Genomic DNA, 25,110 nt, shown 5'->3' on the forward strand with positions numbered 1-25,110 from the left:
TGGGCTCCTTGTTCGGCCAGCCAGTTTATACCCTTTGGGGCATGTCACCGAATTGCCACGGCGCTGTCATGCACCTTTCACCACGCCTGCGCAGACTCGAGCAAACCCAGCCGGAGGTCGTCCATGACCAGCGCCCAGCTCGCCAAGCCCAGCCGCAAGCAACGTGTCCGTACCCTGTGGATTTCCGATGTGCACCTGGGCACCCGGGATTGTCAGGCCGAACACCTGGCAGCGTTTCTCAAGCGCTACCAAACCGACAAGATCTACCTGGTCGGTGACATCATCGACGGCTGGAAGCTGCGCAGCGGTGTGTATTGGCCGCAGTCACACAGCAACGTGATCCGCCGCTTGCTGACCATGAGTAAACGCGGCACCGAGGTGATCTACGTCACCGGTAACCATGACGAATTTCTGCGGCGCTACTCCAGCCTGATGCTCGGCAATATTCAGCTGGTCGACGAGGCCGAGCACATCACCGCCGATGGCCGCCGCCTGCTGGTGATTCATGGCGACCAGTTTGATGTGATCACCCGCTATCACCGCTGGCTGGCCTTTCTCGGCGACTCGGCCTACGAGTTCACCCTGACCCTCAATCGCTGGCTGAATTACTGGCGTAGCCGCTATGGCTATGGCTATTGGTCGCTGTCGGCCTACCTCAAGCACAAGGTCAAGACGGCGGTGAACTTTATCAGCGATTTTGAAGAAGCCATCGTCCACGAGTGTGCCAAGCGCGGTTTCAACGGCGTGGTCTGCGGGCATATCCACCATGCGGAAATCCGCCCGATGGGCGATGTCGAGTACATGAATTGCGGCGACTGGGTGGAGTCCTGCACGGCGCTGATTGAGCACCTGGATGGCAGCATCGAGTTGTATCGCTTGGCCGATGATCAGGCGCGTCAGCTGCAAGCAGCCCCGGTTGTGGCCGCTGAGCCGGCCCTGTGAGGATTCTGATCGTCTCCGACGCCTGGTCACCGCAGGTCAATGGTGTGGTTACCAGTCTGCAGGCGTTGATCAGCGAACTGCGTGGCCTCGGCCATCAGGTCAAGCTGCTGTCTCCGGCGGATTTTCGCGCGTTGCCATGTCCCAGTTATCCAGAGATTCCATTGGTGTGGAACCTCTGGCGGGTTGGCCCGGCGATTCGCACATTTCAGCCGGACTGCGTGCACCTGGCCACCGAAGGCCCGCTGGGCTGGGCAGCGCGACGCTGGCTGAGCAAGCGCGGTCTGGCGTTTTCCAGCGCGATCCATACGCGTTTTCCCGAATATGTGCACACCCGCTGGCCCTGGGTGCCGCTGCGCTGGGGGTATGCCTTTCTGCGCGCATTTCATCGGCCCAGCCAGGCGGTGCTGGTGACCACCGAGCGCATGCGTGAGGAGTTTGCCAGCTGGGGCTTCAAACGCCTGGTGCTGTGGCGCAAGGGTGTTGATACGCGGTTGTTTCGCCCAGCCGTAACGCCGTCAAGCCTGACTGAGCCAGTATTTCTGTATGTCGGGCGGATTGCCCCGGAGAAGAATATCGAAGCGTTTCTCGCCCTCGATCTACCGGGGCAGAAGCAGGTGGTCGGCGATGGGCCGCAGCGTGAGGCATTGCAGGCGGCTTATCCGCAGGTGCGCTTTCTCGGCTATCAGCATGGCCAGGCGTTGGCCGAGGCGTTTCAGAACGCCAGCGTGCTGGCGTTTCCCTCGCGCACCGATACCTATGGTTTGGTGATGCTCGAAGCCCTGGCGTGTGGCACACCGGTGGCGGCATTTCCGATAGCCGGGCCGTTGGATGTGCTGCAGGCGGGCGTCAGCGGGGTCATGCATGAGGACTTGGGTGCGGCCTGTGTGGCGGCCTTGAGCTTGGATCGCGCGCGTTGCGCCGAGTTGGCGGCGCGGCAATCCTGGCGGGCTTCGGCGCTGGAGTTTCTGGCGCAGCAGCCGCTGCTCGATGGTGAGCTGTGTTTGCAGGCCCAGGTGGGCGCTACATGATCACCTTGTCACGCAACTTATCGGCTGCCTGACTGAGGGCCTGGATAACCTTTTCCTTGTCGAAGTTCTGGATGCCGTTGGTATCCAGGTACATGGAAAAGCCCGGTAGTTCGTGCTCGACATAGCTGGAGGTGGCGCCCAGGTCGCGGCGGAAATCCACCACCTGATAGATCTGCACCGGGCGGGTAAAACCCTTGACGTTGATCTGGCCCTTGTCGCGGCACATGATCACGTCCTTGATCAGCGAATAGGTCTCGTGGGAGATCAGAATTTCACCGGCTTCGGCGGCGCTTTCCAGGCGGCTGGCGAGGTTCACGTCGCGGCCGATGATGGTGTAATCCATGCGCGTATCGGCGCCGAAGTTGCCCACCGTGCAATAACCGGTGTTCAGGCCCATGCGAATTTCCAGCGGCTTGGTGATGCCCTGGGCGCGCCACTGCTGGCGTAGCACCTTCATATGCTTGCGCATGGCGATGGCCATGGACACGGCATTCACCGCATCCTTCTTCGCGCCTTTGCTGCTGGGGTCGCCAAAGAACACCATCACGCAGTCGCCGATGAATTTGTCGATGGTGCCGCCGTATTTCAGGCAGATCTTCGACATTTCATTGAGGTAGGTGTTGAGCAGATCAGTCAGGGCTTCGGCTTCCAGTTCTTCGGACAGCTCGGTAAAGCCCTTGATGTCGGAGAAAAACACCGTGAGCTTCTTGCGCTGGGTTTCCAGGCGCACGCTCTTCTTGCCGGTGAAGATCGATTCCCACACCTGCGGTGACAGGTACTTGGCCAGGTTGCGCGCCAGGCGTGCGGCTTTTTCCTGTTCGCGGGTGATTTCGCTGCGCACCTGCGCCAGGCGCAGGCCTTGTTGGTGCACAAAGTAGGCGGTGATGCAGATATACAGGGTGGTGAAAAAGATGCTGACCAGTGCCACCAGCGGTGGGGTATTGATGTTCAGCTTGACCTGGAACAGCGCCGCACAGAACACCGCGCCGCTCAGAGCAATCAGCGATGCCAGGGCGAGGTGACGTACGCCACCGATGACCAGCGCGCTGAACAGCAGAATCAGCAGTGACATCAGGCTGGGAACCACCGAAAAACCAAGCAGCGCCAGCGCGCCGCCGGCATGCACCGCGTCAATAAACAGCAGGCTGAGGGTGGTACGTTGCGGATGCTCGCGTTTGAAACGCAGGCTCAGATGGTGCGCCAGGTGCGGGTAGAGCAGGGCGTAGGGCACCATCCAGAGAATGTCGTAGCCGAAATGCTGGGTGTAGGTGCCAGCGGCAATACTGGCAGCGATGGCGATATAGGCCAAAACGCGGGAGTAGTACTCACGCAGCGGCGGAGCCGGCAGTGCGGAAATTCGGGGGGCGCTTTTGACATTCATCCGATGGGACAATCCCTGCTGCTCGTCTGGCACCTCTGCTGGGCACCTGGGTGGCGCACCGTGCCGGCTGCGCAAAATAAGCCAGGGATCATAACCAAGCCCACCGCAACCGCCAAGCGCGGCAGCCGAACGGCAGTGCCGCCTGTGTCAGCGGTCGCCGGGGCGGGCGGTTAAAACTTGATGCGCCCGGTAAAGGCATCCTTGAGCATCACCCAGTCGCCCATCAGCGAGTAGAGCGGGTAATCGAAGGTGGCGGGGCGATTCTTTTCGAAGACAAAGTGGCCGATCCAGGCAAAGCCGTAACCAATCAGCGGTATGGCCAGCAGCCACAGCCACTGCTGAGTGACCAGGGCATAGCCCAGCACGCAAAGTACCAGCAGGCTGCCGACGTAGTGCAGGCGACGGCAGGTGGCGTTGCTGTGCTCCTGCAGGTAATAGGGGTAGAACTCGGCGAAGCTGTTGTAGCGTTCGTGGGTTTCAGTGCTCATCAGGGGCCTCCTCTTATTCTTTTGAGTGCCACCAGGCTTGCGGCTGTGGCGGCTTACTTGCAGTCTAGGTCGACTGACGCGCTGGGCCACTGACATTAGGTGCCAGTTTAGTATCCTTCTGTCGCCCTTTTTGCTGACTCAAAATAAGAAAACGCCATGAGCGAACGTACCACTTCATCCAGCTGGGCCTCGGGCATTGTTGCGGCTCTGGAGCTTGGCGGAGTTGATTGCCGCAGCCTGTTTGCCCAGCTGGGCCTCGACTATGCCGCCTTGAGCGACCCCGATGCGCGCTTTGCCCAGGACGGCATGACGCGGCTGTGGCACATGGCCGTGGAAGCCAGCGGCAACCCGGCGATTGGCCTGAATATGGCGAAGATTCTGCGGCCATCGTCCTTCAACGTGGTTGGCTATGCGGTGATGAGCAGCCGCAACCTGCAGGAAGGTTTTGCCCGCCTGGTGCGCTATCAGCGGATTATTGGCGAGGGCGCCGACCTCAGTTTTCATCCCACCCCGGAAGGCTATGAAATGCTTCTGGCTATTCACGGTGACCGGCTGCCCTCGGCCCGGCAGAGCGCTGAAGCCTCGCTGGCACATTCACTGGCATTCTGCCGCTGGCTGACTGGCAAACCACTGCGCCCGCAGCTGGTCAGCCTGATGGGGCCTGCGCCAGAAGACCTGACGCCCTATAACGAGGTGTTCCAGTGCCCGCTGAAATTCAATGCCGAGCACTATGCGCTGCTGTTTGAGCGGGCCGATTTGGATGCTCCGCTGCCATCGGCCAACGAGGCGCTGGCGCAGCTGCATGATCGGTTTGCCGGCGATTACCTGGCGCGCTTTACCGGTACGCGGGTGACCCATCAGGTGCGCCAGGTGTTATGCCGCCTGCTGCCTCAGGGCGAGCCCAAGCGGGAAACCGTGGCGCAGGCGTTGCTACTGTCCGAGCGCACCTTGCAGCGGCGTCTGCAGGATGAAGGCACCAGCTACCAGCACCTGCTGGATGACACACGCCGCGAACTGGCCGGCCAGTACCTGGGCCAGGCCAACCTGACTTTGCTGGAAATTTCCTACCTGTTGGGCTTTTCCGACCCGAGCAACTTCTTTCGCGCCTTCCGCCGCTGGTTTGACACCACTCCGGGTGAATACCGCGCGCGTCTGTAATTACGTCCGTGAATCTGTTTACGAGCTCGCGAGCTAGAGCCATGCAAGGCAAAAACAGGCGAGAAACGTAGCGCAGCGGAGTAACAGCCAACGGCTGGCCCGCAGGGTGAGCGCAGCGAATCAAGCGGAGTGTACTTTTGTACATGAGCATTACTCGTTTCACTCGCCCTTCGGGTCGCGCTAAAGCGCGTTAGCCGCAAGCGGCATTTCGAGCCTGTTTTTAACGCAGCAGGGCCGACGCGCAGCAGGTCGTAAATAGATTCTTAGTGTCGCCAGAACGCCGGCAGCATTAGCACCAGCACGGTAAGAATTTCCAAGCGACCGAGCAGCATGCCGAAGGTCAGCAGCCATTTTGCGGTGTCCGGCAGGCTGGAGAAGTTGCCCGCCGGGCCGATGATCGGGCCCATGCCGGGGCCGACGCCGGAGACGGTGCTGGCTGCGCCGCTGAGTGCAGTGATCCAGTCCAGGCCGCAAAGCGTCAGGCCCAGGGCCAGCACGGCGATGGTGATGGTGAAGAAGAACGAGAAGGTCAGAATCGAGCGGACGATATCTTCATCCAGGTGGTGGCGGTTGTATTGCTGCTTGATCACCGCACGCGGATGAATCAGCTGCATCAGGTTGGCCCTGAGCAGCACGTAGGCCACCTGGAAGCGGAAAATCTTCAAACCGCCTGCCGTCGAGCCCGAGCAGCCACCGATAAACCCCAGGTAGAAGAACAGCATGCCGGCAAAGCCGCCCCATAGCGTGTAATCGCCGAGGGCAAAACCGGTGGTGGTCATGATCGAGGTGGTGTTGAACGCGACGTGGCGAATGGCTTCCAGCCAGTGCAGGTCGGTGCTGATGACATACCAGGTGCCGAGCAGCAGCCAGGTGCTCAGCAGAATGCCGAGAAAACCGCGTACCTGCTGGTCGCGGATCAGGGCCTTGTAGTTGCCGCGCAGCATCGAGGCAAACAGCACAAACGGCACGCTGCCGAGAATCATCAGCACGATGGTGACCCAGTGCACGGCCGGCTCGCTCCATTTGCCCAGCGATTGATCCGAGGTGGAAAAACCGCCGGTGGCGATGGCCGACATGGTGTGGTTGATTGCGTCGAACCCGCCCATGCCCGCCGTCCACAGGGCCAGGCAGCCGAGCAGGCTGATGCCCAGGTAGGCCGCGATCATGTACTTGGCGACCATGTGCGAGCGCGGCATGATCTTTTCGGAGCGGTCCGAAGATTCGGTCTGGAACAGGCGCATACCACCGATGCGCAACATCGGCAGAATCGCCACGGCCATGGCGATAAAACCGATCCCGCCGAGCCAGTGCAGCAGCGAGCGCCAGATCAGAATCCCCGGCGACATGCTGTCCAGCCCGGTCAGTACCGTGGCGCCAGTGGCGGTGATGCCCGACATGCTTTCAAACACCGCGTCGGTCAGGCCCAGGTGCTGGGAGAACATAAAGGGCAGGGCGGCAAACAGGCCCACCAGCACCCAGCTGGATACCGTCAGCAGGTACATGTCGCGCGGGCGTAGCTGCACATCCTTGGGCCGGCCCTGGGCAATCATCGCGATGCCGGCGATAAAGGTGATCAGGCTGGACCAGAGAAAGGCGTTGAGTTCGTCAGGCCGCGCAAACAGCACCAGGGTCAGCATGGGCACGGCCATGCTGATCGCCAGGGTCAGAAGAAAGATGCCATTGATAAACGCGATGATCCGTAAGGTCGGCCAAGCCATTTAAGCGGTTCCATTGCATTAGTAGCGGGAGTCTAGGTTATCGGGCGGGCTGATCGCCCGGCCGATTTCACTCAGTGGCGCCAGAATGCCCGAGTAACCAGTACCAGTACGGTGAGAATTTCCAGGCGGCCGAGCAGCATGCCGATGGTCAGCAGCCATTTGGCCGCATCCGGCAGGCTGGAGAAGTTTCCCGCCGGGCCGATGATCGGGCCCAAACCGGGGCCCACGTTACACACCGCCGTCGCCGCGCCGGTCAGCGCGGTTACCCAGTCCAGGCCAAGTAGGGTCAGGCCCAGGGCAATTACGCCGATGGTGATAGTGAAGAAAAACGAGAAGGTGATCAGCGAGCGGACAATCTCTTCATCGAGGTTGTGCTTGTTGTACTGCTGCTTGATCACCGCCCTCGGATGTACAAGCTGCTGCAGGTTGGCTTTGAGTAGCACATAGGCCACCTGAAAGCGAAAGATCTTCAGCCCGCCGGAGGTGGAGCCCGAGCAGCCGCCGACAAAGGTCAGGTAGAAAAACAGCAGCACGGCGAAACTGCCCCAGGTGGTGTAATCGCCGAGGGCATAACCGGTGGTGGTGACCACCGAAGTAACGTTCACCGCGACGATGCGAAAGGCATCCAGCCAGCTGTTGTCCGAGTGCAGCCACAGCCAGGTGCCGAATACCAACCAGGTGGCCAGCAGAAAACCGAGAAAGCCGCGTACCTGATGGTCCTTGGATAGCGCTCTACGGTTGCCGCGCAGGGTGGCGACATACAGGGTAAAAGGCAGGCCGCCGAAGATCATCAGCACCACGGCGACCCAGTGCACGGCCGGCTGGCTCCAGTTGGCCAGGGAGGCGTCCGAGGTCGAGTAGCCGCCGGTGGAGATCGAAGTCATCGCGTGGTTGATCGCATCGAAGGGCGTCATGCCGGCCAGCCAGAAGCCGAGAAAGCCGCTCAGGGTCAGGCTCAGGTAGATAAACAGGATGTACTTGGCCGCCATATGCGAGCGCGGCATGACCTTTTCGCCCCAGTCGGAGGATTCAGTCTGGAACAGGCGCATGCCGCCGACCCGCAGCAGCGGCAGAATTGCCACCGCCATGCCGATAAAGCCGATACCGCCCAGCCACTGCAGCATCGAGCGCCAGATCAGCAGGCCGGGGGAGGCTTGGTCCAGGCCCGAGAGCACGGTTGAACCGGTGGTGGTCACGCCGGACATGGTCTCGAAGAAGGCGTCGGTGTAGCTGATATGGTGAATCAGCACCATCGGCAGGGCGGCGAAGATGCACACCACCAGCCAGCTGCCGGTGGTCAGCAGGTACATGTCGCGCGGGCGCAGCTGCGCATCCTTGGGCCGGCCGGGGATGACCATGGCAATGCCCGCAGCGGCGGTTACCAGGCTGGACCAGAGAAAGGCATTGAGATCGTCGGTGCGCGAATACAGCAGCAGTGTCAGCATCGGGATCAGCATGCTGACGGCCAGAGTGATCAGGAAGATGCCGAGAATAAAAGCAATGATGCGCAGTGTCGGCAATGACATGGATTCGGCTCAGGCTCTGTGGGGCAAAGGGGCGTTATTCTACGCGCGCTGCAGCCGCTGTACAGCCGCCGTAATGCGCGCTTTACAAGCGCTTGGCGCTGCATAGAATAGCCGCCAGGTGCCGGCCCTTGCCGGTTTCTGAGCCCGCCAAATCATGTCCGATAGCAATCCTTGTCTAAGCTGTGGCGCCTGCTGCGCGCATTTTCGTGTGTCATTTTTCTGGGGTGAGTGCCAATCGGCGGGCGGTGTGGTGCCCGATGATCAGGTGGTGCTGATCACCCCACACCGAGTCGCCATGCGCGGCACGGAGCAAAAGCCCGTGCGCTGCACGGCCCTGCTCGGTGAAGTCGGCCAAGGCGTGCGCTGCACGCTGTATGAGCAACGCTCCAGCACCTGCCGCGAGTTCGAGGCCTCTTGGTTCAACGGCGAGCACAACCCGCATTGCGATGCGGCGCGCAGTGCACACGGCTTGCCGCCGTTGATGCCTCCGGTATTGCCGAGTGTTTCGCCTGAGCGGGTAGCCTGAGAACTGTGCGGATTGCCCCTCCGCTGCGCTCAAGCACTAGAATGGCCGTCTGTTTCAATTGCCGAGGTGGCTGATGGACGCTCTTGATGCGTTGCTAAACCGTGTTTCCGCGCCGCGCCTGATAGCGCCGGCCCCCGATGCTGCGCAGCGCGAGCTGTTGTTTCGCGCCGCTTTGCGTGCGCCTGACCATGGCCAGCTGCGGCCCTGGCGTTTTCTCACCGTCGAAGGTGCTGCGCTGGCGCAGCTGGGCGAACTGTTTGCCCGAGCACTGCCTGCCGATGCCAGCCCCGAAGCTTTGACCAAGGCGCGCGCCATGCCGCTGCGTGCGCCGTTGCTGGTGGTGGTGATTGCTCGCGTGCAGGCCAGCCCGAAAGTACCGGCGCAGGAGCAGGTGCTGGCTGCCGGCTGCGCCGCTCACGGGATTCTGTTGGCTGCCCATGCCCAGGGTATTGGCGCGGTCTGGCGCACCGGCGATATGGCCTACAACGCGCAGGTCGCTGCCGGCTTGGGGCTGAGCGCAGATGAGCAGGTTATTGCCTACCTCTACCTCGGCACCCCAGAGCGTGAATTGCGCGCGGTGCCGCAGGTACAGGTCAGTGACTTTGTCAGGGCTTGGCCTGCGCCTGATTCGGCGGAGTAAGCGGCAGGCGCAGAGTGGCGACAAAGCCGCCTTGCGCGTGGTTGCTCAGCTCCAGTTGGCCGCCATGCCGCTCGGCGGCGCGGCGGGCAATGGCCAAGCCCAGGCCGTGACCGCTGCTGGTCTGGCCAGGCGCGCGGTAGAAGGGCTCGCCAAGGCGCGTCAGCAGCTCAGGCGCAACGCCCGGGCCGTGGTCACGCACGCTCAGGCATAGCTGCTCGGCCTCTGTCCTGGTCGTCAGTTCAATGGCCTGGCCAACCGGGTTGAAACGCAGGGCGTTGCGCAGCAGGTTATCCAGCGCGCGTTGCAGCATGTCCGGCCAGCCGTTGAACTGCAGGTCGCTTTCCAGCTGAATCTTGATCTGTTGCTCCGGTGCGTCCAGCCGTGCGTCGTCTTGCAATTTGTGTAGCAATTCTCCGAGATTGATCGGTTGCGCCGCGCCTGGCTCGGCATCGAGGCGGGCGAGGGCGAGGATTTCACTGATCAGCGCCTCCAGGCGGTCGCACTCCTGACTCAGGCGCGGCCAGTATTTTTCCCGTTCGGCAGCATCGGCGCGCTCGGTCAGCGCCAGGGCGATACGCAGGCGCGCCAGTGGTGAGCGCAGCTCATGGGACACGTCGCGCAGCAGCTGGCGCTGGCTGCTGATCAGGCCTTGTACGCGTTCGCCCATGCGGTTGAAGTCGGCCGCCAGCACGCCGAGTTCATCGCGTCGTTCGGCCAGTTTGGCCAGGCTGTTCTGCTGATAAGCGGTTTGCCCCAGGTCATGCACGGCGCCGCGCAGGCGATTCAGCGGACGGGTGATGGACAGCGTCAGCCAAAGACTGAACAGGGTCAGCACCAGCATCGCGATACCCAGTGCGCTCAGCGGCCAGAGCAGGCTTTCGCGCTGCCAGGCGGCGACCTCGGGGTTCGGGATGCGGTAGATGAACAGGTAGGTTTCACCGCTGTACGGGCTGGTGTAATCGACACTCAGACGGCGCCAGGGCAGGCGTTTCTCATTGCGGTGGCGGGCTTCAAAGGCCGCCGCGCGGGGGGGGAAGGTGCCTTTGACCACGGCTTGGCCGCTGTCATCAAGCACCTGCACATCAATACGGAACTTGCGTTTGCGTTGTTCGAGCAGGTCTTGGGCGGCGCTTGGGCCTTTCTTTTCGTAGCGTTGCGTCCACTTTTCGGCAAGGTCATCCATGCCGGGGTGCTGGCTGAGCAACCAGGCGTCCTGATTGAGCATGCGCCCAAGCAGCATGGACAGCCCGGCAACCAGGGCAATAGCCAGCCAGAAGCTGGCAAAGATGCGCCAGAACAGTGACCGCACGGTGGCTCCTTAGTGGTAATGGCTGTGGTGGAAATGCGTACGCCCATCAGGCTTTGCAGCCTGATGGGCGTAAAGGCAACAGTGCCCGGGTTAGTTCTTTTTCGCCTGCTCGGCCTGCCAGGCTTTGAATGCCTGACGTTCCGCGCGGCGCTCTTCCATCTTTTTCTGATGCTCGTCGAAGGCCTTCTGTTGCTCAGGCTTGAGCAGGGCGCGGATGGCGCTGTGCTGTTTGTCCTTGGCGGCCTGCAATTCGTCTTGCATGGCTTTCTGTTCGGCTGCCGGCAGCTTGTCCAGGTAGCGTTTAGTGATGTCGTGGCGACCTTTCATCTGCTCGCCCATCAGCTTACGGATTTCGCGGTGCTGCTCTTTGCTCAGGTCGAGCTCTTTGAACATGCGGGAGCCGTGCTCGCCGCCGCCGTGCCGTGGGCCGCCTTCGGGCATGGCCATGGCCAGGGTCGGCAGGGTCAGGGCGAGCAGTACTGCGGTAAGGGTCTTGCGCATGGTGTGTCTCCTTGTCTGAAACCGGTAAACACCGGATGAGCCCAGTCTAGGGCGGTCAAGGTCAAGGGCCGTCAGGGCAAGGTAAAGCTTAGGTAAAGAGCGTGGTGCTGCGGATTTACACAACCACGGCTCAGACGCTGTAGTAGTAGCCGCGGCTACGCAGGGCCAGAATGCGCTGGCGGCCGTCGGCATGTGGGCCGAGTTTTTTGCGCAGGTTACTGACGTGCATATCCAGGCTGCGGTCATACAGGGTCAGCTTGCGGCCGAGGGCCAGTTGCGCCAGTTCCTGTTTATCCACCGGCTCGCCCGGCTGTTGCAGCAGGGCTTCGAGGATGCGGCTTTCCGAGAGGGTCAGCAGCACTTCCTGTTCGCCCAGGGTTACGGTGCCGCGGGCCTGGCTGTAATGCAGGTCGCCGAGGTCGAGTGGGCTGCTGGGCGTGGCCGGCAAGCTGCGGCGCAAGACGGCGCGCAGGCGTGCGGTGAGTTCGCGGGGGTCACAGGGTTTGGCCAGGTAATCGTCGGCGCCCAACTCCAGGCCGAGAATCCGGTCCAGCGGTTCGCCGCGCGCTGAAAGCATCAGCACCGGCAGTTCTGGGTGGTCACTGCGCAACTGCTTGAGCAGTTCCAGGCCGCTGCCGTCGGGCAGCATCACGTCCAGCACCACGGCATCCGGGCTGTGCTGGGCGAGGGCGTTGCGCGCGCTGTGGCCGTCATGGCAGGCGCTGACCTGAAAGCCTTCCTGGGTCAGCCAGCTGGTCAGCAGTTCGCAGAGTTCGACGTCGTCGTCGATTAACAGCAGATCACTCATGGGTCAGTTGAGCCACTCGCTACGTGAGCGGCGACCACGGCGCAGGAACGCCCCGATAATCACCCCGAGCAAACCGGCGCCGGCGCCTGTGGCGAACCACATTTGCTGTTCGCTGATCAGCGGCTGCGGGGCACTGGCCTGGGCTTTCTTCAGCTGCAGCTTGAGGCGTTGGTTTTCCTGGCGTAGGCGCTGCAGTTGTACGGTGTCACGTTCGTTGCTGTTGTTCTGCAGTTCAGCGCTGAGGGCTGCGCGCTGTTCTTCGCTGAGCGCCAGGCGCTGCTCCAGTTCATCGATCTGCGTCTGCGCCGAAGTGGCTTCTGCCAATGGCTGCGGCGGGCTTTCCTCGGCCTGGGTGACGGCCGGCAAGCACAGGGTCAAGAGTAGAAACAGCGGGCCTGTACGCATCGGAACTCCTATCTTTGTAATTGTTGTTATGGGTTGTTCAGCGAAGGGATGGCTTCAAGGCAAGACCAGCTTGAAGGGTTTTACCAGTACCGAGGCATATACCCCGGCGGCGCGGTAAGGGTCGGCATCTGCCCATTGTTGTGCGGCCAGTAGCGATTCGAACTCGGCGACGATCAGGCTGCCGGAAAACCCCGCTGGGCCTGGATCATTGCTGTCGACGGCCGGGTGTGGGCCGGCGAGGATCAAACGGCCTTCAGTCTTCAGTTGCTCCAGGCGCGCCAGGTGTGCTGGGCGGGCATTCAGGCGGTTTTCCAGGGAGTTTTCCACATCGGTGGCAATGATCGCGTAGAGCATTTCAATCCTTAATAAGGTCGTCGGCGCAGGCCGCTGCCTGGGGAGAAAAGCAGCCTGGTCAGGCAAAGTCGAGGAAATATTGGCGCAAGCCAGCAAGAATCCACATCTGGCGGCATAATAACAAACATAAATGACTCGGAAAGCGCCCCTTATGGATGTTGATTTGCATTGCCACAGCACCGCTTCAGATGGCGCCCTTGCGCCGGCTGTGGTGGTGGCGCGGGCGTTTGAGCGCGGTGTGCGTTTGCTGGCGTTGACCGATCACGACACCCTCGATGGCCTTGATGAAGCCGGCGCCGCAGCGCAAGCCTTGGGTATGCAGCTGGTCAACGGTATCGAACTGTCCTGTACCTGGGGTGGCGCGACCATTCACGTGTTGGGCTACGCCTTCAACCGCGATGCGCCGGCCTTGCAGCAGGCGATTGCCGAATTGCATGAAGGGCGCTGGTTGCGCGCTGCGGAAATCAGCAAACGCCTGGAAGCCAAAGGCATGCCGGGCGCGCTGGAAGGTGCGCGGGCCATGCAGCAGGAATTGGGCGACAGCGGCAATGCCCCGGCGCGTCCGCACTTTGCCGACTTTCTGGTACGCAGTGGCTACGTCAAGGACCGCGCCGAAGCGTTTCGCAAGTGGCTGGGCTCGGGCAAGTTGGGTGATGTCAAACAGCACTGGCCAGAGTTGGCTCAGGCGGTGGATACCCTGCGCCGCGCCAATGCCTGGGTCAGTCTGGCGCATCCTTGGCAGTACGACTTTACTCGGAGTAAACGACGCAAATTGATCGCCGATTTTGTCGGTGCCGGCGGCCATTCACTTGAGGTGGTCAACGGTATGCAGCCAGCCGAGCAGGTTGGCAGTCTGGCGATTCTGGCGCGGGAGTTCGGCATGTTTGTCACCGCAGGCAGTGATTTCCACGCGCCAGGCCAGTGGTCTGAGCTGGGCGTCTATCGCCCGGTGCCCGAGGATCTACCGCCCCTGTGGGCACGGTTTCAGCATGTCCAGCAGCCTACTGCAATTTGACCAGGAACCGAGCGTGAGCCAATTCTTCCAGATTCATCCGGAAAACCCGCAAGCGCGCCTGATCAAACAGGCCGTGGAGATTATCCGTAGCGGCGGGGTGGTGATCTATCCGACCGATTCCTCCTACGCCGTCGGCTGCCATATCGGCGACAAGAGCGCGGTGGAGCGCATCCGCCGCCTGCGTCAGCTGGACGATAAACACAACTTCACCCTGGTATGTCGCGACCTGTCGCAGCTCAGCACCTTTGCCAAGGTCGACACCGCCGCCTTTCGCCTGCTCAAGAGCCATACCCCGGGGCCTTACACCTTTATCCTCAACGCCACCCGTGAAGTGCCGCGCATGCTGCTGCATGCCAAGCGCCGCACCATCGGTCTGCGTGTGCCCAGCCATCCGATTGCCATGGCCTTGCTGGCCGAGCTGGATGAGCCGTTGATGAGCGTGACCTTGATTCTGCCGGGTGAAACGCTGCCGATGAGCGACCCTTACGAGATGCGTCAGATCCTTGAGCATCAGGTCGATCTGATCATCGATGGTGGTTTTGGCGGGCTGGAGGCCTCCACCGTGGTCAGCCTGCTTAACGATGAGCCCGAGGTGTTTCGAGTGGGTTGCGGTGATCCGTCGCCTTTTACGAATGACATCTGATCCTGGCTATAATCGTTTTCCTTTGAGTTTTCAGGTAATCCGTTTTGAGTCTTGTTGACGCTGAACGCCGCGTGCTGTCTGGCATGCGCCCGAGTGGTTTGCTGCACCTGGGACATTACCAGGGCGTGCTGAAGAACTGGGTGAAGCTGCAACACACCTATGAATGCTTCTTCTGCATCGTTGATCTACACGCGCTGACCACTGATTACGACGATGTCGGCCCACTGTCCCAGCGCGTTATGGACATGGCTGTGGACTGGCTGGCGGCCGGCGTCAGCCCCAGTTCGGCGACGCTGTTTATCCAGTCGCAAGTCCCTGAACACGCCGAGTTGCACCTGCTGCTGTCGATGATCTGCCCGCTCAGTTGGCTGGAGCGCGTGCCGTCCTATAAGGAACAGCAGGAACAGCTGCACGGCAAGGACCTGAGCACCTTCGGTTTTCTCGGTTACCCCCTGCTGCAGGCCGCAGACATTCTGCTGTACCGCGCCGGCGTGGTGCCGGTGGGCAGTGATCAGTTGGCGCATATCGAATTTGCCCGCGATGTGGCGCGGCGTTTCAACCATTTGTATGGCCGCGAGCCAGGCTTCGAGGAAAAGGCCGAGGCGGCGATCGTCAAGCTGGGCAAGAAAACCGCGACGCTCTACAACAACCTGCGCAAGGCCTATCAGCAGCAGGGCGATGCCGAGGCGCTGGAAACCGCGCGGGCGCTGCTCAAGGACCAACAGAGCATCACCCTGGGTGATAAAGAGCGCCTCTACGGTTACCTGGAGGGCGGCGGCAAGATTCTGCTGATCGAGCCGCAGGCCATGCTCGGTGAGTCGCCCAAGCTGCTCGGGCTTGATGGCGGCAAGATGTCCAAATCCAACAACAACGCGATTTTCCTGCGTGACAGCGCTGCGGTGATCGAAGAAAAGGTCCGCCGTATGCCGACTGATCCGGCGCGGGTGCATCGTGATGACCCTGGCAGCCCGGCGAATTGCCCGGTGTGGTCGCTGCATCAGCTGTATTCCAGCAATGAAACCTGCGATTGGGCACAGCAAGGCTGTCGCAGCGCCGGCATCGGTTGTCTGGAGTGCAAGGCACCCTTGGTCGAGGCGCTGCAGCAGGAACTGCAGCCGTTGCAAGCGCGTGCTGCGGATTATCAGGACAACCCTGATCTGGTGCGGCAGATTCTCGCCGATGGCGCCGAGCGTGCGCGCTCCGAAGCGCGGGAAACCCTGAGTGAAGTGCGCCTGGCCCTCGGCCTGAATTACCGCTGAAGCTAACGCTGAATCTAATTTCGAGAATGACCATGTCCAGCGTGCCAGCCCAGGAACATCCCGACAGCCATCCCCAGGATCAGGCCAATGCCCAGCAGGAGCTGCCATTTGCCCTGGTATATGGCCAGGCGGTCACCGAAATGCCGCTGGATCTGTATATCCCGCCGGATGCGCTAGAGGTGTTTCTTGAAGCCTTCGAAGGTCCGCTGGACCTGCTGCTGTACCTGATTCGCAAGCAGAACATTGATGTGCTGGATATCCCGGTGGCGGAAATCACCCGCCAGTACATGGGTTATGTCGAGCTGATGCAGTCGGTGCGATTGGAGTTGGCCGCCGAGTACCTGGTGATGGCGGCCATGCTCGCCGAGATCAAGTCGCGCATGCTGTTGCCGCGTTCCAGTGAGGTCGAAGCCGAGGAAGACGACCCGCGCGCCGAGCTGATCCGCCGCCTGCAGGAATACGAGCGTTACAAGGCCGCAGCGGAAGGTATCGATGGCCTTAGCCGGGTTGGGCGTGACGTTACCGTGCCGCGTCTGGACGCGCCCGAAGCGCGGGCGCGCAAGCTGCTGCCGGATGTCAGCCTGGAAGAGGTGCTGCTGTCGATGGCTGAAGTGCTGCGCCGCGCCGATATGTTTGAAAGCCACCAGGTCACCCGTGAAGCGCTGTCGACCCGCGAACGCATGAGCGAAGTGCTCGAACGCCTCAAGGGCGGCGCGTTTGTGCCCTTTGTCAGCCTGTTCAGCGCCGAAGAGGGCAAGCTCGGGGTGGTGGTGACCTTTATGGCGGTGCTCGAGTTGATCAAGGAATCCCTGGTTGAACTGGTGCAAAATGAGGCTTTCGGGCCAATCCATGTGCGTGCGCGAGCTGAATAAGCATGAACCTTAACGAACCTCGTGAGCTGGCCAGCCTGCTCGAAGCCTTTCTGCTGGCATCCGGCAAGCCGCAATCGCTGGAGCGTCTATTCGAACTCTTCGAAGAGGCTGAGCGGCCGGAGCCAACGGTCTTCAAGAAGGCCCTGACGCACCTGGGCAAGTCCTGTGAAGGGCGCGCCTTCGAGCTTATCGAAGTGGCCTCCGGTTACCGCCTGCAGGTGCGTGAGCGTTTCGCTCCTTGGGTCGGCCGGCTGTGGGAGGAGCGCCCGCAGCGCTACTCGCGCGCGATGCTGGAAACCCTGGCGCTGATTGCCTACCGCCAGCCGATTACCCGTGGCGAGATCGAGGATGTGCGCGGTGTGGCGGTCAACAGCCATATCGTCAAAACCCTGCTGGAGCGTGAGTGGATTCGCGTGGTCGGTTACCGCGATGTGCCGGGTAAACCGGCAATGTTTGCCACCACCAAAGCCTTTCTCGATCACTTCAACCTGAAAAGCCTCGATGAATTACCGCCTCTGGCGGCCCTGCGCGAGTTGGAACCGGAGCCGGTGCTGGCCTTCGAGGATGATCTGGAGGCGCCGCAAAGTCTGCAGGCGCGTGCTGACCTGGCCCTGGCCGATGAGCCTGCGGTGGAAGTGGGTGAGGAAACCAGCTTCAGCAGCCTGCTGGCTGAACTCGACTCGATGGAGCAGGGGCTGAAAACCGACTTCGACGACTTACCTGAGCAGGACGATGAGCAGGACGATGCCGAAGAGCTTCACGAAACCCTGGATAAAGAACAGCTCTCTGACTGAGGGCCGTAGGATGGGGGGCCACCGATCAACGGTAGCCCGGATAAGCCTTGGCGCAATCCGGGACGGCAGTTCCCCGGATTTCATCCGGGCTACGGTAGCGGGCTAGCACATAGGCGCCGATTGTCGCAAAGGCTGACGACTTCTCGTCTGCAAGCTAGCCTCAAGTCGTGCTAATCGGCCGGCTTTCGCGTATGCTCCGCGCCCCTTCGACGAATAGGCTTGGCCTGAATCGTCCTAATCACTAAAGAAAACACCGGGAGGTGCCCAGATGAGTGAAGAAATCGAAGAATACAGCCCCGCAGGCGAAAAGCTGCAGAAAGTCATGGCGCGCATGGGCCTGGCTTCACGCCGTGAAATCGAAGCCTGGATTACCGCTGGTCGCGTCAAGGTCAACGGCGCAGTCGCCAGCCTCGGCGTGCGCGTCGACCTGCACGATGCGATTGCCGTCGATGGTAAGGTGATCCGCCGCGAAGAAGCCGCCGAAAGCGTGCGCCGCGTAATCATCTACAACAAACCCGAAGGCGAGATCTGCACCCGTGACGACCCGGAAGGCCGTCCGACCGTGTTTGACCGTTTGCCACGGCCGAAAGATGGCCGCTGGATCAATATCGGTCGTCTCGACATCAACACCACCGGCTTGCTGATGTTCACCACTGACGGTGAGCTGGCCAACCGCTTGATGCACCCGTCCTTCCAGATGGACCGCGAGTACGCCGTGCGTGTGCGTGGTGAAGTCGACGAAGAGATGATCGAGCGCCTGAAAGCCGGCGTAATGCTCGAAGACGGCCCGGCCAAGTTCACCGATATCAAGGTCGCGCCAGGCGGCGTGGGCTTCAACCACTGGTATCACTGCGTGGTGATGGAAGGCCGTAACCGCGAAGTGCGCCGTTTGTGGGAGTCCCAGGGGCTGGTGGTCAGCCGTCTGAAGCGCGTGCGTTTCGGCCCGGTGTTTATCACCTCGGACCTGACCATGGGCCGCTGGCGCGAAATGAGCCAGCGCGAAGTGGATATCCTCAGTGAAGAAGTCGGCCTCAAGCCGGTGGCCCTGCCGGATATGAAGGAAAAAGCCCGCGACAAGATTGACCGTCTGCAGCGTAAATCGGCCAAGCCGGTGGGTCGTGCCGCCCGTCCGGAGCGGACTTTGCGTCCGGCCCATGGTGGCGGTCCGGCAGCGGCTGGCGACCAGGGCCGTTCGCGTCCTGCGCGTGGTGAAGGTGCTGAGCGTGGCGAGCGTCCAGTACGCACTCCGCGTGTCGATCAAGGCAAAGGCACACCAGTTGCCGAGCGCCCGAGCGATGTCAACAAGAAGCGTCCGGCCAAGCCGGGTGCGCAGCGCCCAGGCGTTGAGTTGACTGATCGTCCGTCGCGTAAGCCGGCCGGTGCGCCGGTCAAGCGTCGCAGCCAGCCGACCCGCGAAGGTCAGCGCCCGGGCTTCGGTCGCGGTCCTAAGCCGGAGTAAAGCATTTCGGCAGATGTAAAAAAGGCGACCTTCGGGTCGCCTTTTTTATGTCCTGCCATCCATGGCGGCCACCCTGAGGGCCATCTCTGCGCGACGTTAAAAATGGCTCCCGGCCATTTTTTATGGTCGGACGTTTTACCCGGCCATCGACAGCCGATTGCGACCATCGCGTTTGGATACGTACAGCGCGTTGTCGGCGCGGCGCAGCAGGCTTTCCATCGATTCGCCCGGCAGCAGGGTGGCGCAGCCGAGACTGACCGACAGCTCAATGGCGCGGTTTTCCACCAGGTACTGGATGCCGAGAACCGCCATGCGCAGGCGCTCGCCAACCATGGACGCGGCTTCACGGTTGGTGTTGGAGAGCAGCACCATAAATTCTTCACCGCCGAAGCGAAACACCATGTCGACGTTGCGCAGGCTGTCTTTCAGCGCTGTAGCAACGGCTTTCAGTGCCTGATCACCGATCAGATGGCCGTGGGTATCGTTGATGCGCTTGAAGTGGTCGATGTCGACCATCAGTACCGACAGTGGCTGCAGGGTGCGCCGGGCAATATCCACTTCGCGCTTGAGCGTTTGCTGCATGGCGATGCGGTTGCCGGTTTCGGTCAGCGGGTCGCGCAGTGCGCTTTGTACGGCTGCGCGATAGAGCAGGGCGTTGCGCAGCGGAAATAGCAGGCTGGCGAGCAGCGATTCGAGCTGGCCCAGCTCATCCTCACTGAAGCGCTGGTTACGGCGGAATGTCAGCTCACCGAGGAATTCACCATCGTGATTCAAGCGGTAGCCGGCCGAGTGGTTGCCGCGCTCGCCCAGCTCCAGGCGCAGATCGCAGGAGGCCAGTTGGTAGCTGAGGGCGCTGAGCGGTACCAGGCGCTGCACTTCGCTGTAGAACAGCTCAAGAATGCGTTCGGCTTCCAGCGAGGTCTGCAGGCGCAGGCTCAGTTGCTGGCGCAGTTGTGCCAGGCTGACCGGCTTGAGGTTTTTCTGCAGACGACCGGCATAGCCGAGACGCTGCAATTTGGCAGCGTCGAAATCGATGGTGTTGGACTGGTTGTGCGGGGCCATGAAGCTCTACCTCTAGCGCAGTACGCGACGATAACTGGGCTAGAGCGAATTCCGTGCCAATCTCAAAATCACTTAAAAAGTGCTTTTAATTCATTGGTTTAGTGTTTCAGCGGGCAGGTGTGCGGCAAGGCTTTGCCGGTTAACTGGCGTGGCTGCTGGCAATTTGATGCCAGGTGATCTGGCTGCCGCCGGAAAACCGGCGGCAGTAGTGATGACTTATTGCGCGTCAAATGCCTGACCGTTGACGCCCTTACTGTCCGGCCCCATCAGGTACAGGTAGACCGGCATGATCGCTTCAGGCAGCGTGTTGTTCTGCGGGTTTTCCCCGGGGTAGGCCTGGGCACGCATATCGGTGCGCGTGGCGCCTGGGTTGACGCTGTTGGCGCGCACGCTGGCGATGCCGTCGATCTCATCGGCGAGTACCTGCATCAGGCCCTCGGTGGCGAACTTCGATACGGCATAAGCACCCCAGTAAGCGCGACCTTTGCGCCCGACGCTGCTGGAGGTAAACACCACCGAGGCGTCTGCCGACAACTTGAGCAGCGGCAGCAGGGTGCTGGTGAGCATAAACATGGCGTTGACGTTGACCTGCATCACGCGCATGAAGTTGTCGCCGGACAGCTGCTCCAGCGGTGTGCGTGGGCCGATGATCGAGGCGTTGTGCAGCAGGCCGTCGAGCTTGCCGAACTCGGCTTCGATCATCGCCGCCAGTTCGTCGTACTGATGCGGCAGGGCGGTTTCCAGGTTGAACGGGATAACTGCGGCCTGCGGGTGGCCGGCGGCTTCGATGGCGTCATACACGCGGCTGAGGTTTTCTTCGGTCTTGCCCAGCAGCAGCACCGTGGCGCCGTGGGCAGCAAAGGTCTTGGCGGCGGTTGCACCAATGCCACGGCCGGCACCGGTCACCAGAATCACGCGGCCCTTGAGCAGGTCGGGGCGGGCGGAATAGTCATGCATGGGTAAAGCCTCATTAATTCAAAAACGGGTGGCGTCGGCGCGCGCCTGGCAGGCGATTTTCAGCAGCTGCACAGGGCTCGTTCGAGTACGGCGCGCAGTTCTAGCGGGTGGTCCACCACCACATCAGCGCCCCAGTTGCGTGGGTTGTCCTGCGGGTGGATATAGCCGTAGGTGACAGCGGCGGTCTTGCAGCCGGCGGCGCGGCCGGCTTCGATATCGCGCTCGTCATCGCCGATAAACAGGGTGGCGGCGGGCTCTACACCCATCTTCGCGCAGGCCAGCAGGATCATCTCCGGGTCGGGCTTGCTGCGGCTGACGTGATCCGGGCAGACCAACACCGCCGAGCGCTGCGCCAGACCGAGCTGCTGCATGATCGGTTCGGCGTAGCGCGCCGGCTTGTTGGTCGCCACACCCCAGATCAGCTTGGCCTGTTCGATGTCATCGAGCAGCTCATTCATGCCATCGAATGGTCGGGTCAGCACCGCGCAGTGGTTCTGATAGCGTTCGAGAAACTCCAGGCGCAAGGCTTCGAAACCTTCGGCTTCGGGGTCCATGGCAAAGTTGGCGGCGACCATGGCGCGCGCCCCGCCGGAGACCTGATCCCGAATCAGCTTGTCGGCAATCGGCGGCAGGCCGCGCTCGGCGCGCATGGCCTGGCTGATGGCGACAAAGTCCGGCGCGCTGTCGAGCAGGGTGCCGTCCATATCGAATAAAACCGCGCGCAAGCGCATCAGGCCTCCTTGAGGGTCTGGATCATGTAGTTGACGTCGACATCGGCTTCCAGCTTGTAGCGTTTGCTCAGCGGGTTGTAGGTCAGGCCGATGATGTCCTTGACCTCAAGGCCCGCTTCGCGGCTCCAGGCGCCCAGTTCGGACGGCCGGATAAATTTCTTGAAGTCATGGGTGCCGCGCGGCAGCAGGCGCATCAGGTATTCGGCGCCGATGATGGCGAACAGGTAGGCCTTGGGGTTGCGGTTGATGGTGGAGAAGAACACCTGACCGCCAGGCTTGACCATGCGGTAGCAGGCACGGATCACCGACGCCGGGTCGGGCACGTGCTCCAGCATTTCCAGGCAGGTGACTACATCAAACTGCTCAGGCATCTCTTCAGCCAGAGCTTCGGCGGTGATCTGCCGGTATTCGACGCTGACGCCCGATTCCAGCTGATGCAGCTGGGCCACGGCCAGCGGCGCTTCGCCCATGTCGATGCCAGTGACGCTGGCGCCGCGCTGGGCCATGGATTCGCTGAGGATGCCGCCGCCGCAGCCGACGTCCAATACCTTCTTGCCGGCCAGGCCAACGCGTTCGTCGATCCAGTTGACCCGCAATGGGTTGATGTCGTGCAGTGGCTTGAATTCGCTTTCGCGGTCCCACCAGCGATGGGCGAGGGCTTCGAATTTGGCGATTTCGGCGTGGTCGACGTTGCTCATATAAATCCCTGAATCAGGCTGCGGCGAGAATGGGAGCGCAAGGTGCTCATGTTGCCAGTTTCGCCGGGTGGATTGGACGCCTGTTATGCGGCCAATGTATGTCAGTTTGTCGCAGTGTCTGCTGTGTAGCCCGGATGAAATCCGGGGTGGGCGCAACAGATGCGCGGTTGTTCCCGGATTTCATCCGGGCTACCTATCATCTTCCAGCGATCTTTTTCCCCCAGGCGCGGGCGTTGGCGATGATCCGTTGTTCGTCCAGGCGCGTCAGTTGGCCGGCGTCGAGCAATTGCTTGCCGCCAACCCATAGGTGTTCGACGCAGGCGCGGCCGCCAGCGTAGATCAGCTGCGATACCGGGTCGTAGACCGGTTGCTGGGCCAGGCCGGAGAGGTTGAACGCCGCTATGTCTGCAGCCTTGCCCAGCTCCAATGAGCCGATCTGCTCGTCCAGACCCAGGGCGCGTGCGCCGTTCAGGGTGGCCATGCGTAGCGCGCTATGGGCGTTAAGTGCCGTTGCCGAGCCGGCCACGGCCTTGGCCAGCAGGGCTGCAGTACGGGTTTCGCCGAGCAGGTCGAGATCGTTGTTGCTGGCTGCGCCATCGGTGCCGATGGCCACGTTGACTCCGGCCTGCCAGAGTTTTTCCACCGGGCAGAAGCCGCAGGCCAGCTTGAGGTTGGATTCCGGGCAATGGATCACGCTGCTGTTGCTTTCCACCAGCAGGGCCAGGTCTTCATCATTAATCTGGGTCATGTGCACGGCCTGGAAGCGCGGGCCGAGCAGGTCGAGGCGCGCCAGGCGGGCCAGTGGCCGCTCGCCGCGCTGCTCCAGGCTTTGCTGCACCTCAAAAGCGGTTTCGTGCACATGCATATGAATGCCGGCGTCCAGCTCTTCGGCGAGCATGCGGATGTTTTCCAGCTTGTCGTCGCTCACTGTATAGGGCGCGTGTGGGCCAAAAGCCACGCTCAGGCGCGGGTGATGCTTGAGGTCGTCGAACAGCGCCAGGCCCTTGCGCAACGACTCGTCTGCGTCGCGGGCGCCGGGAATCGGGAAATCTAGCACCGGAATGGTGATTTGCGCGCGGATGCCGCTGCTGTGCACCAACTGGCTGGCGGTTTCCGGGAAAAAGTACATGTCGGAGAAGCAGGTGATGCCGCCTTTGAGCTGTTCGGCGATGGCCAGCTCGGTGCCGTCCTGGACAAACTGCTCGTTGACCCACTTGGCCTCGGCCGGCCAGATGTGCTTCTCCAGCCAGGTCATCAGCGGCAGATCATCTGCCAGGCCGCGGAACAGGGTCATTGCCGCATGCCCGTGGGCGTTGACCAGGCCGGGTGTGAGTAGCCGGCCGGGCAGTTCAAGCACCTGCAGGGCTGCGTGTTTGAGTGCTTCAGCGCGCGGGGCGATCAGCGCGATGCGCCCGTCACGGATGCCCAGGCCGTGTTCCAGCAGCACCACGCCAGCAGGCTCGACCGGGACCAGCCAGGTGGGCAGCAACAGCAGGTCGAGTGGGGCTTGGGGCATGGCGACGCTTCCGACAGATATAAAGTGGCGAGTTTATAGGGGAACGCCCTAGGCTTGAAGCTGCACAGGCTTTATCTGGCGGGCTGCTGGCGCGATGCGCCGGGCGGTGTGCGTATAATGGTCGGCTTTTTCCGGCGGAGGTGTGTAATGCGCGAGCAATTGCTAGCGGCAGAGAAGGTCAGGGCCATTGAGTGGCGTGACGGCGCTCTGCACCTGCTTGATCAGCGCGCGCTGCCTTTCGAGGAAACCTGGCTGAGCTACCACTCGGCGGCGGATGTCGCTGAGGCGATCCGCAGCATGGTGGTGCGCGGTGCTCCGGCCATCGGCATCACTGCGGCCTATGCAATCGTCCTGGCTGCCCGGGCTCGTTTGCAGGATGGCGGCGACTGGTGTGCGGCGTTGCAGGCAGATTTCGACCTGCTGGCGGCCTCGCGGCCGACCGCGGTCAACCTGTTCTGGGCGCTTGAGCGCATGCGTGAGCGGCTGGCTCGGCTGAAAAGCCGCGACGATCCGCTGGCGCTGCTGGAGGCTGAAGCCATCGGCATTCATCAAAGTGATCGCGAAGCCAACCTGACCATGGCCCAGCTGGGTGTTGATCTGATCCGCAAACATCAAGGTAATCAGCAGAACCTGCTGACCCACTGCAATGCCGGCGCTCTGGCCACGGGCGGCTTTGGTACGGCGCTGGGGGTGATTCGCGCCGCTTTTCATGATGGGTTGCTTGAGCGGGTATACGCCGACGAAACCCGGCCCTGGCTGCAGGGTTCGCGTCTGACTGCCTGGGAGCTGGCGGCTGACGGCATTCCGGTGACGGTGAATGTCGATTCGGCTGCTGCGCACCTGATGAAAACCCGTGGCATCACCTGGGTCATAGTCGGGGCGGATCGCATTGCTGCCAATGGCGATGTGGCCAACAAGATCGGCACCTATCAGTTGGCGGTGAACGCCATGCACCACGGTGTGCGCTTTATGGTGGTGGCGCCCAGTTCAACCATCGATATGGCCATGGAGCACGGTGACGACATCGTGCTGGAGGAGCGCGATGCCAGCGAGCTGCTGGAACTGGGCGGCAAGCGCATCGCCGGCGGAATCGAAGCGCTCAATCCGGTATTCGATGTGACCCCGGCGGACCTGATCGACTTTATCGTCACCGAGAAGGGTGTGGTTGATCGTCCGGATGCCGAGAAAATGGCGCAATTGATGTGCCGCAAGCGCCTGCACTGAGTTTTTCTGCGGGTACGCGCACCTAGTCGGTAGGGTGGCGCTGGGGATAGGTGCGCCGCGGTGATTGTGGTAAGCTCCGGCGGTTTTCGGGGGTGC

The 25,110-nt window shown here is 61.8% G+C and carries 26 protein-coding genes; 12 read left to right on the top strand and 14 right to left on the bottom strand.

All coding sequences use genetic code 11. The features are described 5' to 3' along the window. The first annotated feature begins 123 nt into the window (after window positions 1–123). Together P3C18_RS08110 and P3C18_RS08115 are read left to right on the top strand one after the other, a co-directional pair. Window positions 124–942 (top strand): UDP-2,3-diacylglucosamine diphosphatase, encoded by an 819-nt coding sequence (locus P3C18_RS08110; protein WP_275961311.1) that lies wholly within the window; start codon window positions 124–126, stop codon window positions 940–942. Continuing rightward, window positions 939–1,970 (top strand): glycosyltransferase family 1 protein, encoded by a 1,032-nt coding sequence (locus P3C18_RS08115; RefSeq protein ID WP_275961312.1) that lies wholly within the window; start codon window positions 939–941, stop codon window positions 1,968–1,970. Before P3C18_RS08110 ends, P3C18_RS08115 begins: the two co-directional genes overlap by 4 nt. Here the strand turns inward: P3C18_RS08115 and P3C18_RS08120 are convergent. Beyond that, the gene (locus tag P3C18_RS08120; protein WP_275961313.1) at window positions 1,963–3,351 is read right to left on the bottom strand and encodes an adenylate/guanylate cyclase domain-containing protein; all 1,389 of its coding nucleotides are present in this window, start codon (window positions 3,349–3,351) and stop codon (window positions 1,963–1,965) included. The genes P3C18_RS08115 and P3C18_RS08120 overlap by 8 nt on opposite strands. A gap of 170 nt (window positions 3,352–3,521) precedes the next feature. Beyond that, window positions 3,522–3,839: an Mpo1-like protein gene (locus tag P3C18_RS08125; RefSeq protein WP_275961314.1), complete on the bottom strand. Its 318-nt coding sequence runs from the start codon at window positions 3,837–3,839 to the stop codon at window positions 3,522–3,524. A gap of 156 nt (window positions 3,840–3,995) precedes the next feature. Here P3C18_RS08125 and P3C18_RS08130 point away from each other — a divergent pair, with 156 nt between their 5' ends. Continuing rightward, window positions 3,996–4,997, top strand: coding sequence for an AraC family transcriptional regulator (locus P3C18_RS08130; RefSeq protein ID WP_275961315.1), 1,002 nt, complete (start codon window positions 3,996–3,998; stop codon window positions 4,995–4,997). 263 nt (window positions 4,998–5,260) lie between these two features. Here the strand turns inward: P3C18_RS08130 and P3C18_RS08135 are convergent, their stop codons facing one another. Then, window positions 5,261–6,715, bottom strand: coding sequence for a TrkH family potassium uptake protein (locus tag P3C18_RS08135; protein ID WP_275961316.1), 1,455 nt, complete (start codon window positions 6,713–6,715; stop codon window positions 5,261–5,263). A gap of 71 nt (window positions 6,716–6,786) precedes the next feature. Continuing rightward, the gene (locus P3C18_RS08140; protein ID WP_275961317.1) at window positions 6,787–8,241 is read right to left on the bottom strand and encodes a TrkH family potassium uptake protein; all 1,455 of its coding nucleotides are present in this window, start codon (window positions 8,239–8,241) and stop codon (window positions 6,787–6,789) included. Window positions 8,242–8,395: 154 nt separating this feature from the next. Here P3C18_RS08140 and P3C18_RS08145 point away from each other — a divergent pair, with 154 nt between their 5' ends. Together P3C18_RS08145 and P3C18_RS08150 are read left to right on the top strand one after the other, a co-directional pair. After that, window positions 8,396–8,767: a YkgJ family cysteine cluster protein gene (locus P3C18_RS08145; protein ID WP_275961318.1), complete on the top strand. Its 372-nt coding sequence runs from the start codon at window positions 8,396–8,398 to the stop codon at window positions 8,765–8,767. Window positions 8,768–8,840: 73 nt separating this feature from the next. After that, window positions 8,841–9,407 carry a nitroreductase family protein gene (locus P3C18_RS08150; protein WP_275961319.1) on the top strand — a complete coding sequence of 189 codons (567 nt, stop codon included), beginning with the start codon at window positions 8,841–8,843 and terminating at the stop codon, window positions 9,405–9,407. Here the strand turns inward: P3C18_RS08150 and P3C18_RS08155 are convergent. The 5 genes from P3C18_RS08155 to P3C18_RS08175 form a co-directional block, all read right to left on the bottom strand. After that, window positions 9,373–10,716 carry a HAMP domain-containing sensor histidine kinase gene (locus tag P3C18_RS08155; protein WP_275961320.1) on the bottom strand — a complete coding sequence of 448 codons (1,344 nt, stop codon included), beginning with the start codon at window positions 10,714–10,716 and terminating at the stop codon, window positions 9,373–9,375. The genes P3C18_RS08150 and P3C18_RS08155 overlap by 35 nt on opposite strands. 90 nt (window positions 10,717–10,806) lie before the next feature. Continuing rightward, window positions 10,807–11,217 (bottom strand): Spy/CpxP family protein refolding chaperone, encoded by a 411-nt coding sequence (locus tag P3C18_RS08160; protein WP_275961321.1) that lies wholly within the window; start codon window positions 11,215–11,217, stop codon window positions 10,807–10,809. A gap of 130 nt (window positions 11,218–11,347) precedes the next feature. Further along, on the bottom strand, window positions 11,348–12,025 hold the full coding sequence (locus P3C18_RS08165; protein WP_275961322.1) for a response regulator transcription factor: 678 nt from the start codon (window positions 12,023–12,025) through the stop codon (window positions 11,348–11,350). Window positions 12,026–12,028: 3 nt separating this feature from the next. Continuing rightward, the gene (locus P3C18_RS08170) at window positions 12,029–12,430 is read right to left on the bottom strand and encodes a translation initiation factor 2 (protein ID WP_275961323.1); all 402 of its coding nucleotides are present in this window, start codon (window positions 12,428–12,430) and stop codon (window positions 12,029–12,031) included. A gap of 54 nt (window positions 12,431–12,484) precedes the next feature. Then, complete coding sequence (locus P3C18_RS08175; RefSeq protein ID WP_275961324.1) at window positions 12,485–12,784, bottom strand: YciI family protein; 300 nt, start codon at window positions 12,782–12,784, stop codon at window positions 12,485–12,487. A 151-nt stretch (window positions 12,785–12,935) separates the two neighbouring features. Between P3C18_RS08175 and P3C18_RS08180 the strand changes: the two genes are divergently transcribed. The 6 genes from P3C18_RS08180 to rluB all read left to right on the top strand — a co-directional run bounded on the left by P3C18_RS08180 (window position 12,936) and on the right by rluB (window position 18,826). Next, the gene (locus P3C18_RS08180) at window positions 12,936–13,799 is read left to right on the top strand and encodes a PHP domain-containing protein (RefSeq protein ID WP_275961325.1); all 864 of its coding nucleotides are present in this window, start codon (window positions 12,936–12,938) and stop codon (window positions 13,797–13,799) included. A gap of 13 nt (window positions 13,800–13,812) precedes the next feature. Then, window positions 13,813–14,442, top strand: coding sequence for an L-threonylcarbamoyladenylate synthase (locus P3C18_RS08185; protein WP_275961326.1), 630 nt, complete (start codon window positions 13,813–13,815; stop codon window positions 14,440–14,442). A 44-nt stretch (window positions 14,443–14,486) separates the two neighbouring features. Continuing rightward, window positions 14,487–15,701 (top strand): tryptophan--tRNA ligase, encoded by a 1,215-nt coding sequence (locus P3C18_RS08190; RefSeq protein WP_275961327.1) that lies wholly within the window; start codon window positions 14,487–14,489, stop codon window positions 15,699–15,701. Window positions 15,702–15,841: 140 nt separating this feature from the next. Further along, window positions 15,842–16,573 (top strand): ScpA family protein, encoded by a 732-nt coding sequence (locus tag P3C18_RS08195; RefSeq protein ID WP_275961609.1) that lies wholly within the window; start codon window positions 15,842–15,844, stop codon window positions 16,571–16,573. A gap of 2 nt (window positions 16,574–16,575) precedes the next feature. Then, on the top strand, window positions 16,576–17,367 hold the full coding sequence (scpB, locus tag P3C18_RS08200) for an SMC-Scp complex subunit ScpB (RefSeq protein WP_275961328.1): 792 nt from the start codon (window positions 16,576–16,578) through the stop codon (window positions 17,365–17,367). Window positions 17,368–17,635: 268 nt separating this feature from the next. Beyond that, on the top strand, window positions 17,636–18,826 hold the full coding sequence (gene rluB, locus P3C18_RS08205) for a 23S rRNA pseudouridine(2605) synthase RluB (protein ID WP_275961329.1): 1,191 nt from the start codon (window positions 17,636–17,638) through the stop codon (window positions 18,824–18,826). 135 nt (window positions 18,827–18,961) lie between these two features. On the opposite strand, the gene P3C18_RS08210 is transcribed toward rluB, so the two are convergent. The 5 genes from P3C18_RS08210 to P3C18_RS08230 all read right to left on the bottom strand — a co-directional run bounded on the left by P3C18_RS08210 (window position 18,962) and on the right by P3C18_RS08230 (window position 23,790). Next, the gene (locus P3C18_RS08210) at window positions 18,962–19,888 is read right to left on the bottom strand and encodes a GGDEF domain-containing protein (RefSeq protein ID WP_275961330.1); all 927 of its coding nucleotides are present in this window, start codon (window positions 19,886–19,888) and stop codon (window positions 18,962–18,964) included. 216 nt (window positions 19,889–20,104) lie between these two features. Further along, a complete protein-coding gene (locus P3C18_RS08215; protein ID WP_275961331.1) occupies window positions 20,105–20,845 on the bottom strand; it encodes a YciK family oxidoreductase in 741 nt (246 codons plus the stop codon). A gap of 59 nt (window positions 20,846–20,904) precedes the next feature. Further along, window positions 20,905–21,576, bottom strand: a complete 672-nt coding sequence (gene mupP, locus P3C18_RS08220) for an N-acetylmuramic acid 6-phosphate phosphatase MupP (protein WP_275961332.1) — start codon at window positions 21,574–21,576, stop codon at window positions 20,905–20,907. Continuing rightward, the gene (ubiG, locus tag P3C18_RS08225; RefSeq protein ID WP_275961333.1) at window positions 21,576–22,274 is read right to left on the bottom strand and encodes a bifunctional 2-polyprenyl-6-hydroxyphenol methylase/3-demethylubiquinol 3-O-methyltransferase UbiG; all 699 of its coding nucleotides are present in this window, start codon (window positions 22,272–22,274) and stop codon (window positions 21,576–21,578) included. The genes mupP and ubiG overlap by 1 nt, the downstream gene beginning before the upstream one ends. Window positions 22,275–22,470: 196 nt before the next feature. After that, window positions 22,471–23,790 carry a TRZ/ATZ family hydrolase gene (locus tag P3C18_RS08230; RefSeq protein WP_275961334.1) on the bottom strand — a complete coding sequence of 440 codons (1,320 nt, stop codon included), beginning with the start codon at window positions 23,788–23,790 and terminating at the stop codon, window positions 22,471–22,473. Window positions 23,791–23,937: 147 nt separating this feature from the next. Between P3C18_RS08230 and mtnA the strand changes: the two genes are divergently transcribed. Further along, window positions 23,938–25,014, top strand: coding sequence for an S-methyl-5-thioribose-1-phosphate isomerase (gene mtnA, locus P3C18_RS08235; RefSeq protein WP_275961335.1), 1,077 nt, complete (start codon window positions 23,938–23,940; stop codon window positions 25,012–25,014). The last annotated feature ends 96 nt before the right edge of the window (window positions 25,015–25,110 follow it).

It is taken from the genome of Pseudomonas sp. 1928-m, assembly GCF_029269135.1.
Taxonomy (GTDB): Bacteria; Pseudomonadota; Gammaproteobacteria; order Pseudomonadales; family Pseudomonadaceae; genus Aquipseudomonas.